This window comes from uncultured Vagococcus sp. (assembly GCF_963518325.1).
Lineage (GTDB): Bacteria > Bacillota > Bacilli > Lactobacillales > Vagococcaceae > Vagococcus_D.
In genome coordinates, this window is sequence record NZ_CAUQJB010000005.1 from 17,397 (window position 1) to 32,387 (window position 14,991).

Below are 14,991 nucleotides of genomic sequence, written 5' to 3' on the forward strand. Positions count from 1 at the left end.
CCAACTTTATTTTATGATAGGCGACAGCTCTCCATTTGTCTACCAAAAAAACTCTTTTCATCTTGGCTGAAAAGAGTTGATCAGTTTCATTAATTGCTTTTATCCTGAGTCATTTCAAAAGCCACCCTAACGACTAATAGGCGATAGTTGTTGCGTCCCAAGTCATAGGATAGCCAAATTTCGCTAGCTCATTTAATTCCAAATAACTGGACAATGCTCCTTCGTAGATAAATTCCATCTCTGACAAACTCGTCATATCTTGAGGCGTCATAAAGCTAACCTTCTTTGGCAACACAATAGCTGTGGCTTCCTGTAAAACAGTTGCAGCAAATTCTGAACAAAAATAGTGATTAGGCCGATCCATTTCAAATCCCCATGATAAAAAAATCAAGCCAAGAAAATTGTATTTTAACTCATGGCGCCGCTCTTCAAACGCTTGCAGCATGGTCTTCATCTGATAATACTCGGCTTGCGTCACTGCCATGCGATAGATTTGACAGTTGGCAGTGGTAAATAAACCTGATCCCATGTCTTCCTTCACAAAACCGCCTACTAAGGGATTATGAATCTGCTTGCGTCCAAAACTATAAACTTCTGTTAACTCCTGATCGAATCCAATTGACACATGATTGTATTTATTTTTTGTGTAAATCCCAATTGACCGTGATAACAGTGATGTCGTTGATGAGTGAATAAAATAGATGTACATACGCTTCCCTAACCTTTCAAAACGTCCCCTAGTCGAACCTACTTGCTTCATCAGTTGCCGGTGACAGCTCCGTCTCTAATTGATACCTTTATTCTATTTTAAATCCAACAGAAAAACATCACACTTTGGTCTGATTTTTTTCTAAACTTTTTCCTATTTTAAATCCTACATTTTTTACATTAATTAACCTATGACAATAGTAACCGTTAGAATTAGTAACTACAACCTTTTTTTTCTTACATTTTTGTCAGTTGACGCTTTCAACTTTACTTCTAACTAACAACGTTGGCTTATTTTTGATACAATAGAGAAGAATAGACTACTTAATCAGCGGAAGGAGTTCCAATGTACCCAAAAACTAGACAATTAATCTTAAACTATCTACGAGAGGGTGTTTACCCTGGCGTCTCCTATGCCTTTATTAAAGACGGCCTCTCTGAACAAGCGACTTACGGCTATGCCCAACTTGAGCCCTCCCGCCCCTTAACATCTGAAACACTTTTTGACATGGCCTCACTTACAAAAGTAATCGCCACAAACTCCTTGATCTTACAGCTAATTGAATCTGGCTATCTAAAGCTAGATAGACCACTTCAAACTTATTTGCCTCAATTCAAAGATCCAATTGTAACTATTCGCCAGTTACTGACTCACACTTCGGCTATTAATGCCTATATTCATAATCGAGATGCCTTGAATCAAGAAGAGCTGAAAACAGCACTTATGTCCTTACAATCCAGCAGTGATATTGGTCAAAAGGTAGCTTATACAGATACTGGAACCTTGCTTCTTGGGTTTTTACTCGAAGAAATTTATGACCAACCCCTTCACCAACTCTTTCAGGAACGGGTGCTTGAGCCTTTACATATGGTTGAGAGTACCTTTACGCCACGGGGGCAAAATATTGCGGCAACGGAAGATCACCCAACTCGCGGCCTGATTTGTGGTCAAGTCCATGATCCCAAGGCCTTTGTCTTAGGAGAACACTGTGGCAGCGCTGGGCTCTTTTCAACAATAGGTGACAGTCTGATATTTGCACAAATGATCTTAGCTGGTGGCCAGACTTTGACCGGTGAGCCCTTTTTACAAGATGCTACCGTTGACTCTTTGTTTGCCGACTGGACTTTAGGAAAACTCAAACGTTCCTTAGGATGGGATATAAAGGAGACAAAAAATGACCATCGTCCCTTACTATTTCACACTGGTTATACTGGAACCTTTATGATTCTGGATAAAGAACAACAAGAAGCTTTTGTTTTTTTATCCAACCGAGTTCATCCTATTGATAAAAAAGTCGACTATTTAAAGAAAAGAGATCACATATTAGAGTTATATTTACAGGAGAAAGCACAAGCATCTTCAAATCTGCTATAATGTTTGGGAAGAGGATTTCCTTGACTGCCTATCTTTTTTGCTAGTCTTGGACTGATCCTCATAATACTGTCTCAGCAATCAACATGAGGCAAATTGGGAGGAATACACGTGGAACAACCATTATTTTTAGCACCTGTCTTTCAAGAAAAAATTTGGGGTGGCGATAAACTTCATACTGTTTTTGGCTACGATCTGCCTAACAATAAAATCGGCGAATGCTGGGCTATTAGCGCCCATCCTCATGGTACTTGTCATGTGGCAAATGGGCCTTACAAAGGACAAAAATTAGATGAACTTTGGGCCAACCATCGGGAGCTCTTTGGTAATGCTAAAGGAGAGGTCTTTCCTTTGCTAACTAAAATTCTTGATGCAGAGGATGATTTATCTGTACAAGTCCATCCAGATGATGCTTATGGCTTAAAACACGAAGGCGAGTTAGGTAAAACGGAGTGCTGGTATGTGATTGAAGCCGATGAAGGTGCTGAAATCATCTATGGTCACCATGCAAAAACCCGTGAAGAGTTGCAAGAAATGATTGAAAGCGGTCAATGGGATGACTTATTGCGACGCATTAAAGTCAAAAAAGGAGATTTTTTCCACGTCCCTAGTGGAACCATCCACGCTATTGGAGCAGGTATTATGATTTTGGAAACCCAACAAAGCAGTGACACAACTTACCGCGTCTATGACTATGATCGCAAAGGCGACGACGGTCAACCACGGGAGTTACATATTCAACAATCCGTTGATGTCACGACCGTTCCTCATGTTGATCCAGAATTGCATATCGTTCAACACAACCAAGGTCAATCTAGTATCACTGAATACGTGCGCACGCCTTTCTTTAATGTCTTTGAATGGTTAGTCGACGGCACATTAACGGTCTCTCAGGGAGGCTTATACACTCTTGTCAGCGTGATTGAAGGAGCAGGCCAGTTGATTATCGACACTCCTGATACAGTTAACTCAACAACTACCTATGAGTTAACCAAAGGGACTCACTTTATTTTGCCAAATCAAATCAAAAACTGGCGTCTAGAAGGAACGATGCAGATTATCGCATCAGAACCTGGCATCGACGCCTAATAAGAAAAGCTTCGCGAATCGGTCAACCTTGAAAGAAAATAGGAAAATATTTAAGTGATGCTACTACGCGTTGCGACCTTGTCCTAAACTTCTAAGCAGGTAAACCTGCAAGAGTTAAGGCTCTACGCGTTGCGACCTTGTCCGCTATCGCTAAATGCTCTTCGATGTCCCTTATTTCTAAGCCAATAAATTGGCAAGAATAACGGCTAAAGCATTAAGCATAGAGGCTTTCCGAACCTTCAATTCTTAGTGCTTTAGCACTTAGAAATTGATGAGATCGAAGCGGAGTGGTTGATGAGCTAAGCTAGACACCCACTAGAATATAGAGGAAGTGATATACGTTCCTATATTTTAAAAAAGCTACTGCCAAATTCATGCGTGAATTTAGCAGTAGCTTTTTCTAATTATTTAAACTTCAGTTAAATCATCTGCGTCATCTTCTTCGTTCATATCATTCTCTTCAGAAGAGAAATCATGAACTTGGACTTGCGTCAGCGGTTCGCATTTCACTCGATTACGGCCAGCCAAGCTTAAAGGCACATGCTCAGTAATCACGTCGCTATACTCTAAACCATACCAGCGAGCCGGTGAGGTTGTAATGGATTTAATCGCCAGTTTTGCTTGCATAATCATTCGATCCAGATTGCTTAAATCAGTCACTCGAGATAATTCCTCACGAATGAGCACAAAACAGAAATCTCCCACATCACGACCAGGGGTAATGGTGTATTTTTGTGGTTGTCGAGGTAGTTTTCCTTGATCCATTAAATCATGGACAATGTGACGTAAGTAAAGGTTCACGTCTTGATTCATACGGAATCCTAATCGCAGTTGAACATTGACGATATAATCTGTGTTCATCATATCCACATGATATTCTTTCGTAAATGGATCATCGGTTACAAATACGTTGACGAACCAATAAACTTTGGCTTTTTTAGGTTTTTTGTCTAAAATGGAATACATAATCTCCCGACCAATTTTATGTTTCTTCAAGTTATTTGTTAAGAAAACCACGTTAGTTTGATACAGTTGAACCGTGTCATCTTTCCGCAACTCGTCAATCTGGTCAACGTAGTCATAAAGAGAAACTCGGTTGCTCATCCGTTCTTGGATTAGCGAGCCCTTTTCCCAAATGACCATAACGGCAAGAATCACTAAGGCAATTAAAACTGCTACATAGCCGCCATGGAAAAACTTGGTCGCACTGGAAATAAAGAAAATACTTTCGATTAAGGTAAAGAAGACAAAGACACTGCCTGCCACAATCTTCGGCACGCCTTTTTGCAACAGATAAAACAAGAGTAAGATTGTCGTCATTAACATGGTTACTGTAATTGCCAGACCATAAGCGGCTTCCATGTGGGCTGAGGTTCTAAAGTACAACACAATGGCCACACAGGTCACAAACAAAATGGTATTCACTACTGGAATATACAGTTGACCTTTTTGATTACTTGGATAAATAATTTTGAATCGTGGTAAGAGACGTAATTTAACCGCCTCTGACACTAAGGTGTAAGAACCCGAAATCAATGCTTGAGAGGCAATAACAGCTGCCACAGTAGCAAAGGCAACACCAATCACCGATAACCATTCCGGCATCATTCTAAAGAACGGGTTCAGCATTTCAATGTCTTGGTAGTAACCACTGTCTTTGACAGAGATAATCCAAGCAGCTTGGCCAAAGTAATTAAGCAATAAACAAATTTTAATATAGGGCCAACTGCCTAAAATATTCATTCGACCGACATGCCCCATATCAGAGTACAAAGCTTCGGCACCAGTTGTTGCCAAGAAGACACTACCAAGAATGAAAATTCCTGCTTTATTTTCAGAACTTGTGAGTAATTGAATGGCATAATAAGGATTTAGAGCCTTGATCACACTAGGGTTATCAAAGAAATTCCAGAGTCCCACAGCCCCAATAAAGGTGAACCAGCCTAACATAACGGGGCCAAAGGCACGCCCAACCCTTTCAGTCCCAAAGCGTTGAATCATAAATAAAATACAGATTATCGCAATCGTAATGATGATAATCACGTTTTGATCATTGCCGAAAGTATTGAAAAATGTCGGGATTCCCCGTAAGCCTTCAATCGCTGTTGTGATGGTCACAGCAGGGGTTAAGACCCCATCGGCTAGTAAGGCTGCCCCGCCAATCATGGCAGGAATAATTAAGTACTTACTGGCTTTTCTGACTAGGGTGTAAAGTGAAAAAATTCCGCCTTCACCATGGTTGTCTGCCCGTAAGGCAATCATGACGTATTTGACAGTTGTCAATAGTGTTAACGTCCACACGATCAAAGATACGGCACCAATAATAAAGTTCTCCGAAACGTTTGCTAATCCGTTATTACCTTCGATAATAGCTTTCATTACATATAGCGGGCTCGTTCCGATGTCACCGTAAACAACACCCATTGCCACTAAAGCTCCACCAATTTTAAATTTATCCATATGTGGATTGTGGTGGCCTTGACCCTCTTTTTTCATTTTCTCTCTTTCCTCCTGCGGAGACATCCGTCTTTTTTTAGCCATAAAAAGGGACCTGCATATTAGACTAAGGCCCAATACACAGGTCTTGCTATTTCATTTTAGACCAGCACCTTATATGGTACTTGTTGTTGGCCTAAACACACATCAGCTATTAAGGTCTAAAAGACTTTAAAAAGACTGCTATGTCAGCTACTCCCCTATGATTATCAATTACTGATAGAGCTCATTATATGCTTTTTACAGGAAAAGTCAATCAACTTTTCTGCTATTTTTCAGAAATTAAATTTTCTTAATTTTCTCATTCGTTAATTTTTCAAAAAAAAGGGATGTTGACGCCTTTTATACACTCTATCAAAAACAAATTCAGGCCTTCACATAAAAATAATTCTTTTCAATTTTTAATCTTTTTTTAATCTTGAAACTCTGGTATAATAATTACCAACTTCTTTCTGAAAATAAGAAGAAAATACTGAGAGGTGTGTTTACATGAAAGAGATTTACAATTTTTCTGCTGGTCCAGCCGTTTTACCAAAATCAGTCCTTTTAAAAGCCCAATCTGAACTTATTAATTACCGAGACAGTGGTATGTCGGTGATGGAATTAAGCCACCGCTCCTCCTTATTTGAAGAAATTATTCAAGAAGCTGAATCCCTCCTGCGTGAGTTAATGGCTATACCTGATAATTATCAGGTGCTGTTCTTGCAAGGTGGCGCCAGCTTACAATTTACCATGGTTCCCCTCAATTTAGCTAAAAATCAAAAGGTTGGTTACATTAATACTGGAACCTGGTCAGAAAAAGCGATTAGTGAAGCAAAAAAAATCTCTGGATTAGATGTCCAAGTTTTAGCTAGTAGTCAAGATGACAACTATGCCCATATTCCTGACTTAAATCTTGAGATCCCTCAAGATCTGGCTTACTTGCATCTCACAACAAATAATACAATTGAAGGAACTAGTATTTATGACTTACCGAAAGCGGGTAAGGTTCCTCTGGTGGCAGATATGTCCTCTAATATTTTATCTACCAATTATCAGGTGGCTGATTTTGGCCTAATCTATGCCGGAGCTCAGAAGAATATCGGCCCTGCTGGCTTAACTGTTGTGATTGTTCGCGAAGATTTATTAGGCAAGCAAACCGTGCCCAGTGCCATGCTGGACTACGCCGTTCAAGCCAAAGCCAACTCCCTGTATAACACACCACCCACTTACGCTATTTACATTGCAAAATTAGTGTTTGAATGGATTAAGGAACTAGGTGGCGTCGCTGCAATGGAATCCCGCAATCAAGAAAAGGCCCAAATCCTTTACGATTACTTAGAGGAATCAAACTTGTTTAGCTCGCCGGTCGCTGTTGCCGATCGTTCTTTAAACAATATTCCTTTTATCACGGGACAACCTGAATTAGACAAACAATTTGTGACAGAAGCAGAAGCAGCCGGCTTTGAAAACTTAAAAGGCCATCGTTTAGTCGGTGGTATGCGAGCCAGTCTTTACAACGCCTTTCCAATTGAAGGGGTTCACGCCTTAATCGACTTTATGACAAAATTTGAGCAACTACACGGAGGAAAGTAAGATGAGTTTTGAAATTCAAACCTATAATAACATTGCCGAAGAAGGCTTAAAACGTTTCAGAAACATGGCTTATACAATTGATACCGGTCTTGAACCTGACGGCATCATGCTACGGAGTCAAAATTTACACGATACAACCTTCCCTAGTAGCGTCAAAGGGATTGCCCGCGCAGGTGCGGGTGTTAACAATATTCCTGTTGACGCTTGTACAGCTGAAGGTATTGTGGTCTTTAATACCCCAGGGGCAAATGCCAATGCCGTAAAAGAATTGGTCCTTGCTAGCTTATTACTTTCTGTTCGTCCAATTTTAAAAGGTGCCACCTGGGTTCAAACATTAACTGGTACGGATATTGAAAAACAAGTGGAAAAAGAGAAAAAACAATTTAGTGGCTTCGAATTGGAAGGAAAAAAATTAGGCGTCGTTGGCTTAGGTGCTATTGGGGCGATGATTGCCAATGATGCTTATCGCTTAGGCATGGATGTTGTGGGCTACGACCCATTTGTTTCAGTTGATACCGCTTGGAATATCTCACGTCGGGTGAGACGCGCTTTAACTCTTGATGAGGTCTTTCGTGAGTGTGACTTTATAACCATTCATGTGCCCTTAAATGAGAAAACCCATCACCTGATTAGCACAAAAGAGCTCAGCTTAATGAAAAAAAATGCAACCTTGCTTAACTTTGCTCGAGGTGAACTAGTTGACAATCAAGCCTTAGTTGAAGCCATTCATAATCAAGAAATCAAAGAATACATCACAGACTTTGCCAGTGAAGAATTACTCCATCATGAGCATATTACGGTCTTGCCTCATTTAGGTGCTTCAACTAGTGAAGCGGAAATAAACTGTGCAAAGTCTGCCAGTCGTAATTTAAAACTCTTTTTGGAAACAGGTAACATTCAACACTCCGTTAATTTCCCAGCTGTTGAGTTAGCTTTTCACTCACCTTATCGTTTAGCTATTTTCCATCGAAATGTGCCGAACATGTTGGGGGCGATTTCCAGTACTGCTGCGGATTTAGGCATGAACATCGATAATTTAATTAACCGCAGTCGCGATGAAATTGCTTATACCCTCTTGGATTTATCAGAGACTGATTTGTCTAAAATTGAGTCTTTGCAAACAGCTGTAGCTGCATTAGATGACGTGATTCGCATTCGCATCATTCAACAGGAGGTGCTTTAATCATGGTAGTCCTTCGACCTTTTAAAGGCATTCGTCCCGCAACGTCTCTTGTGGCTCAAGTAGCGACCCATCCTTACGATGTGCTAAATTCTCAGGAAGCAGCTGAGTTAGCGAAAGACAATCCCTATTCGTACCTCCATATCGATAAAGCGGAAATTGATTTGCCAGAGGGATTGTCTCCTTACGATGAACAAGTCTACCAAAAAGCGGCCAGTAACTTAAAAGACTTTTTGGGTAAGGGCTGGTTTATTCAAGATGAGGTGCCAACCCTCTACTTATACGAGTTAACCATGGAGGGGCGAGCTCAGACTGGAATCGTTGCAACGACTGCTATTGATGATTATGCTACAGGTCATATTAAAAAGCACGAATATACTCGTCATGAAAAAGAAATTGACCGAATCAACCACATTGATTACACAGATGCCAACACTAGTCCGATTTTTTTAACTTATCGCCAGAAGGCTGATATTAAGAAAACCATCGAAAACTGGCAAGAAACTCATGAGCCGATTTATGATTTCAGCAGTTTTTATGATGTGGGTCATCGGGTCTGGGCGATTACTGATCCCCAAGTGATTAAGCAATTAGAACAGGCCTTCCAAAGGGTTGATTACTTGTATATTGCTGACGGTCATCATCGGACAGAGTCAGCAGTAAAAGTTGGCCTTAAACGTCGCGAAGCCTTTCCAGATGCTCCTGCTGACAGCCCCTTTAACTTTTTCTTGTCGGTTATTTTTCCAAAAGAGGAGCTGGCTATTTGGGACTACAATCGAGTCCTACAAGTGCCAATCCCAACGGATTTATTAGCACAGTTAGGCCAGTCCTTTGTGGTGACTCCTCTGACTGACTCCGCCTATAAACCTAAAGAAGCCGGTCATTTCGGGATGTATCTTGGGGATAAGTGGTATGATTTAGCTATCAAGCCCCATTTAATCCCAGCAGATGCTGTGGGCAAGTTGGATGCAGCTATCCTACAGCAGTATGTTTTTGACGCGATCTTCGCGATTACTGATATTCGGACAGATAAGCGCATTGACTTTGTTGGCGGGATTCGGGGAATTGAAGAGCTAGAACGTCTAGTTGATTCTGGTACCTTTAGTTTAGCCTTCTCACTTTACCCCACTTCAATGGACCAATTATTAGCTGTTGCAGATGCTGATCAAGTCATGCCGCCTAAATCAACTTGGTTTGAACCAAAATTATTAAGTGGCCTCTTTTTACATGATTTAGAATCACCGATTTGAACAAAAGGATACTATGATGATATACTATGAGGATAATGGTTGGGACTTCGGTTCCAACCATATTCATTAGATACAGGGAGAGGTTTGTAGTGAGGGATAAATTAATTGAAGCAAAACGGATTGTCATTAAAGTTGGAACGAGTACACTGATGTACCCCAATGGCAAACCTAATTTGCAGGCAGTCGACGAATTAGCATTCACTTTAAGTGACTTGGTGAATCAAGGTAAAGAGGTTATCTTTGTGTCATCTGGTGCCATCGGTATCGGATTAAACCAATTGAACATGAAATGCCGCCCCTCATCAATTCCTGAACAACAAGCGGTAGCAGCTATTGGTCAATCGGAGTTGATGACCATCTATAATCGTCGCTTTCGTACGTATAACCAGCAAATTGGCCAGGTACTGTTGACCAGAGATGTTATTGATTACCCGGAAAGTCGCCAAAATGTGATCAACACCTTGGAGCAACTAATCAGCATGCAGGTGGTGCCGATTATCAATGAAAACGACAGCGTCTCCGTTGACGAATTAGACCATCTGACAAAGTTCGGTGATAACGATTTTTTATCTGCCGTTGTAGCTCAGCTAATCAACGCCGATCTTCTAATTATGCTATCGGATATTGATGGTTTTTATTCCGCAAACCCGACGACTGATCCAACAGCCACTCTCTATCAGCATATTCCTCAATTAACTCAACCCTTATTTGACCAAGCCGGCGGTAACGGAAGTGGCAGTCAATTTGGAACTGGTGGTATGTTAAGTAAATTAAATGCGGCCAAATTAGTCTTAGCTAATGATCAAGCCATGGTCTTAGCCAATGGTAAGCGGCCTAAAATCATGTTTGATATTTTAGAAGGCCGTAACGTTGGTACCTTATTTTCAACCATAGACTAAACCGAAAGGAGCACCATTATGACACTGTTAACTTTAGGTAAACAAGCAAAAGCTGCCTCCTATGATTTATCACAAGCCAGCACCCAGCTTAAAAATGACTTGCTCATCGCCATGGCCCATGCTTTAGAAGCTCAGTCAGAGGTTATTTTAAAGGCCAATGCTCGGGATTTAACCAATGCCTCAGATAATGGCATTGAAGAAACCATGCTAGACCGTCTTCGTTTGACTGAAGAGCGTATTCAAGCTATGTCCGATGGCATGCGCCAAGTAGCCAACTTAGCCGACCCCATTGGTGAGGTCGATAAGATGTGGAAAACTGACGATAACTTAACGATTGGCAAACGTCGGGTGCCACTTGGCGTCATCGGGATTATTTACGAATCACGGCCAAATGTCACCACAGATGCAGCCGCCCTCTGTTTTAAAACAGGGAATGCCGTTATCCTAAGAGGTGGCAAGGAAGCCTTCTTCTCTAATCAAATTCTCGTCACGATTTTGCAAGAGGTCCTTGCTGACAGTCCTCTTTCGTCACACGCCATTCAGTTTGTCAGTGATACCTCCAGAGAGACAGCTCGGGAACTCATGCAACTAAACGATTATTTGGATGTCCTGATTCCCAGAGGTGGGGCCAATTTAATTAAAACAGTTTTAGCCACTGCCACTGTGCCAGTCATTGAAACAGGAACAGGTAATTGCCATATTTATGTGGATAAAGCTGCACAATTAGAGATGGCGCGGGATATTGTTATCAATGCCAAATGCCAGCGTCCCTCTGTTTGCAATTCTGCTGAAACCCTACTGGTTCACGAAGCAGTTGCGGCGGAATTTTTGCCTTTAGTAGCCAAGAGCTTAGCCCCCTTTAAGGTTGAAATTCGGGGCGATGAGCGAACCCGTCAGTTATTGCCAGAAGCTAGACTGGCCACGGAAGAAGACTGGTCAACGGAATTTCTTGATTTTATTCTTGCCGTCAAAATTGTCAGCTCGACTGATGAAGCCATTCGCCATATCAACACCTATAACACCAAACATTCTGAAGCGATTGTTAGTGACAATTATGTTGACACTCAAACATTTCTTAATAAGGTTGATGCTGCAGCAGTATACGTCAATGCTTCCACTCGTTTTACTGACGGTTTTGCCTTTGGTTTTGGCGCGGAAATTGGCATCAGTACCCAAAAGCTCCATGCTCGCGGACCAATGGGACTTCATGAATTAACCTCGACAAAATACATTATTTACGGTGACGGTCAAATTCGTCACTAATCAAAAAACGCCAGTCAAAAACGAGGATGCTGAAATAGTCCGAATTTTCTTAACCGAAAATTCGGACTATTTATTTTTTCCCACTAGTATAGTAAATACTAATAAAATGTGAAGGTTCATCTCCACTGGGAACGCTTATTTCAATCCATTTTTGGAACTGAATTTTCCTGTTTTTTCTGTTTTGTTATTTTATGAGTTTTTCAGCAGCCTCTCAAAAATAACTGGAGTTTTTTGACTTGCCTAATTTCTCTCTTTAAGTCCCTCATTGACTTAAAGAAAAAGCTCAAGTACAGACAATCACCTGTCACTCTTTTCATCTTAATAAATGAATTTTTAGTGTCTTTTCCCCTTGACCTTTTTCTTTCTGAGATGAGTATGCTAAAATTGACTTTAGCAATATATTTTTAGTACGTAGATGTTAATGTTGAAATACAATTTAGGAGACCAATCGATGAAAGAAAAATTGCGCGCTTTATTAACAAAAGAAAAACGTTATGGCTTGGCCGCCTTTTTTATTCCTGTCCTGATTATGGGGATATGTTACGCCATGATTGGCATTTATTGGGGAAGTGACCGGAGTGTCCTTGCCAGTGATGCCTTCTCACAATTTTCCAATTTCCACGCTAGCTTTAACAATGTCTTACATGGGAAACAAAGTATCTTCTATTCATGGAATGCCTCTTTGGGGTTAAACTATTATGCGCTGATCTCCTATTACTTAGGCGGAATTTTTACACCGCTAGTTTTTTTCTTCAAAAATAGTCAGATGCCTGACGCGCTTTATCTCTTAACCTTGCTTAAAATCGGCGCCGCCAGCTTAGCTTTCTGGTTTTATGCTAAAAATACTTTTAAAATTAACAAGTGGTCTCATGTGGCTCTGGCAGTTGGCTATTCTCTTATGTCCTTTGTCACGGCTCATTCAGAACTGATTATGTGGTTAGATACCTTTGTCTATCTGCCCTTGATTTTCTTGGGGATTAATCGGATTATAGATAAACGGCAACCTACTCTTTTGTTTGTGTCCTATTTCTTACTGTTTATCTCGAATTTCTACTTTGGTTTTATGGTCGGTATTTTATCCTTTATGTACTTCTGGGCCCGAACTGCTACAGATTGGCAAAAAAATAAAGGAGCCATTGGTCATTATCTGACAACGTCATTCTTAGCCGGCATGGCTTCCATGGTTATGATTTTACCAACGGTCCTCGACTTACGATCCAATGGTGAAACCTTAAGCGAGGTCGTTAAGTGGAAAACTGAAGCCACGGCCTTTTGGGATATTGTCATCAAGAACATGGTAGGGGTCTATGATACTACCAAGTATGGCTCGATTCCTTTTATCTATGTTGGCTTGCTGCCCTTGATTTTTTGCCTGTTTTATTTTGTTAGTCGCAAGATACCATTAAAAAATAAAATTGCCTATGGCTTGATTTTTGCTGTCATTACTGCCAGTTTTTATTTAGTCCCTCTCAATTTATTCTGGCATGGCATGCACGCACCGAATATGTTTTTATTCCGCTACAGCTTCACTTTTTCTTTCTTAGTACTGATGCTAGCAGGCTACGGATTAGAACAATTTACCAAAGACGATAGCGCAGTCTTTACCAGTTCAACCATTGTCTTAATTGGTGTCTTTATTATGGCATACGTGGTTCGCTCAAAAGACAGCTATGACTTTTTAACAGACCGAAACTTTTTAGTCACCATCTTATTTTTACTGCTCTACTTGGTTGGGATTATTTTTTATCAGTTCTATCATCCCTACAAAGACAAAAAAACCAGTCGACTTCAATCTCACCAACTAGCCTTGCTATTACTTATTCTCGTTTCCTTTGAAGCGACGATTAACACTCACGCGATGCTTAATGGTATTTTGGAAGATTGGCGTTACGCCTCCCGCAGCCTTTACGAAGATCCGTATAATGATTACAGTGATGCCATCACTACCACAAAAGAAAAAGACAATGGCACCTTCTATCGGATGGAAACACTGGATCCGGTCTCGTCCAATGACAGCATTAATTACGGCTTTAGCGGCATTAGCATGTTTTCATCCATTCGCAATCGAAATGCCTCTACTGTTATGAATGATCTGGGATTCCGGTCTCGTGGCACAGGTTTGAATATTCGTTATCCGAATAACACCTTATTAATGGATTCGCTTTTTGGTATTAAATACAATCACGCGAAATTAAATCCTCAAAAATTTGGGTTTGAACGAAGTTATCAAAACGATAGTTATCAAATGTATCAAAATCAGCACGCCATGTCCCTGGGAGTCTTGACTGATCAAGCTATTTACAAGGTCAAGTTCCCTGCTAATGATAATCTCGCGGCTCAAACAAATCTGGTCAATCAGTTAGCTGGTACTGATGAAACCTTCTTTACCTTTGCTACACCTAATATAACGACTACAACAAACACAACTGTTACAGAAAGCAATGGCAATATCACCTTTGCAGAAATTGAACCAAATATTGCTAAAATAGTAAACTGGGAAATTGAAGTGCCTGCTAATAAACAAGCCTACTTAAGTCTTTTTCCAACTAATTTTGGCGAACTAAAAAGTTCCACTGCCGAAATCACAGTTGGGGGACAGAGCTGGAAAACACAAGTCGATATCACTGGTCAGTACTACAATTTAGGTTATTATAAAGAAAACACAATCGTTTCATTCTCAGTCGCCTTTTATGGAACAACCTCGTTAACGTTGATGAAGCCCCCGGTTATCCTCTTGGATATTCCTAGCTATGAGAGAGCCTTCGACGCCATTAACCAGCGAGATGTGCCCTTCAATACGAAAGGCCGGATTGCTACTGCACAGGTCGAAGTAACCTCTGATGATCAAGTCTTAATGACCACCATCCCTTACGATAAAGGCTGGACAGCTTATGTAGATGGTAAAAAAGTAGCTATTAAGCCACTAAAAAAAGCCTTTATCACTATTCCATTAAGCAAAGGCAAGCATGATGTCAAACTGAGCTTCTTGCCCCAAGGCTTTATCTTGGGACTGATTAGTCTAATCGTCTCTGTCGGGTTCTTCATCGCTTATCTTTATCTGTTAAAAAAAGCGCCAATGGAATTAGAAGAGACACCAAAAAAAAGATCTAGAAAAAAACAAACAGCCTCCCTTCAATAACCAAACTACTATCACTGACT

General features: G+C 40.7%; 10 protein-coding genes. 8 read left to right on the forward strand and 2 right to left on the reverse strand.

The window, feature by feature from the left end; all coding sequences use genetic code 11:
• Positions 1-133 precede the first annotated feature (133 nt).
• Positions 134-709, reverse strand: a complete 576-nt coding sequence (locus RWN13_RS06295; RefSeq protein WP_314061602.1) for a hypothetical protein — start codon at positions 707-709, stop codon at positions 134-136.
• A gap of 345 nt (positions 710-1,054) precedes the next feature.
• Between RWN13_RS06295 and RWN13_RS06300 the strand changes: the two genes are divergently transcribed.
• Both RWN13_RS06300 and manA read left to right on the forward strand, forming a co-directional pair.
• Positions 1,055-2,083, forward strand: coding sequence for a serine hydrolase domain-containing protein (locus RWN13_RS06300; protein ID WP_314061604.1), 1,029 nt, complete (start codon positions 1,055-1,057; stop codon positions 2,081-2,083).
• Positions 2,084-2,191: 108 nt separating this feature from the next.
• Positions 2,192-3,169: a mannose-6-phosphate isomerase, class I gene (gene manA, locus RWN13_RS06305; protein WP_314061606.1), complete on the forward strand. Its 978-nt coding sequence runs from the start codon at positions 2,192-2,194 to the stop codon at positions 3,167-3,169.
• Positions 3,170-3,577: 408 nt separating this feature from the next.
• Here manA and RWN13_RS06310 read toward each other — a convergent pair whose 3' ends face one another.
• Positions 3,578-5,665, reverse strand: coding sequence for a KUP/HAK/KT family potassium transporter (locus RWN13_RS06310; RefSeq protein ID WP_399553640.1), 2,088 nt, complete (start codon positions 5,663-5,665; stop codon positions 3,578-3,580).
• A 489-nt stretch (positions 5,666-6,154) separates the two neighbouring features.
• On the opposite strand from RWN13_RS06310, the gene serC reads away from it, so the two are divergent.
• From serC to RWN13_RS06340, 6 genes are all read left to right on the forward strand, one after another.
• Positions 6,155-7,240: a 3-phosphoserine/phosphohydroxythreonine transaminase gene (serC, locus tag RWN13_RS06315; RefSeq protein ID WP_314061608.1), complete on the forward strand. Its 1,086-nt coding sequence runs from the start codon at positions 6,155-6,157 to the stop codon at positions 7,238-7,240.
• Position 7,241: 1 nt separating this feature from the next.
• A complete protein-coding gene (locus RWN13_RS06320; RefSeq protein ID WP_314061609.1) occupies positions 7,242-8,423 on the forward strand; it encodes a 3-phosphoglycerate dehydrogenase family protein in 1,182 nt (393 codons plus the stop codon).
• 2 nt (positions 8,424-8,425) lie between these two features.
• Positions 8,426-9,670, forward strand: a complete 1,245-nt coding sequence (locus RWN13_RS06325) for a DUF1015 family protein (protein WP_314061611.1) — start codon at positions 8,426-8,428, stop codon at positions 9,668-9,670.
• An 89-nt stretch (positions 9,671-9,759) separates the two neighbouring features.
• A complete protein-coding gene (gene proB / locus RWN13_RS06330) occupies positions 9,760-10,569 on the forward strand; it encodes a glutamate 5-kinase (RefSeq protein ID WP_314061612.1) in 810 nt (269 codons plus the stop codon).
• An 18-nt stretch (positions 10,570-10,587) separates the two neighbouring features.
• Positions 10,588-11,832 (forward strand): glutamate-5-semialdehyde dehydrogenase, encoded by a 1,245-nt coding sequence (locus RWN13_RS06335; protein ID WP_314061614.1) that lies wholly within the window; start codon positions 10,588-10,590, stop codon positions 11,830-11,832.
• A gap of 451 nt (positions 11,833-12,283) precedes the next feature.
• Entirely contained in the window at positions 12,284-14,971 is a 2,688-nt protein-coding gene (locus RWN13_RS06340) for a YfhO family protein (RefSeq protein ID WP_314061615.1), read from the forward strand.
• Positions 14,972-14,991: the final 20 nt, after the last annotated feature.

What these genes read in the sequence shown, in the direction of transcription:
- RWN13_RS06295 (WP_314061602.1), bottom strand. Translation starts at nt 709, where the DNA reads ATGTACATCTATTTTATTCACTCATCAACGACATCACTGTTATCACGG.
- RWN13_RS06300 (WP_314061604.1), top strand. Translation starts at nt 1,055, where the DNA reads ATGTACCCAAAAACTAGACAATTAATCTTAAACTATCTACGAGAGGGT.
- RWN13_RS06310 (WP_399553640.1), bottom strand. Translation starts at nt 5,665, where the DNA reads ATGAAAAAAGAGGGTCAAGGCCACCACAATCCACATATGGATAAATTT.
- serC (WP_314061608.1), top strand. Translation starts at nt 6,155, where the DNA reads ATGAAAGAGATTTACAATTTTTCTGCTGGTCCAGCCGTTTTACCAAAA.
- RWN13_RS06320 (WP_314061609.1), top strand. Translation starts at nt 7,242, where the DNA reads ATGAGTTTTGAAATTCAAACCTATAATAACATTGCCGAAGAAGGCTTA.
- RWN13_RS06325 (WP_314061611.1), top strand. Translation starts at nt 8,426, where the DNA reads ATGGTAGTCCTTCGACCTTTTAAAGGCATTCGTCCCGCAACGTCTCTT.
- RWN13_RS06335 (WP_314061614.1), top strand. Translation starts at nt 10,588, where the DNA reads ATGACACTGTTAACTTTAGGTAAACAAGCAAAAGCTGCCTCCTATGAT.
- RWN13_RS06340 (WP_314061615.1), top strand. Translation starts at nt 12,284, where the DNA reads ATGAAAGAAAAATTGCGCGCTTTATTAACAAAAGAAAAACGTTATGGC.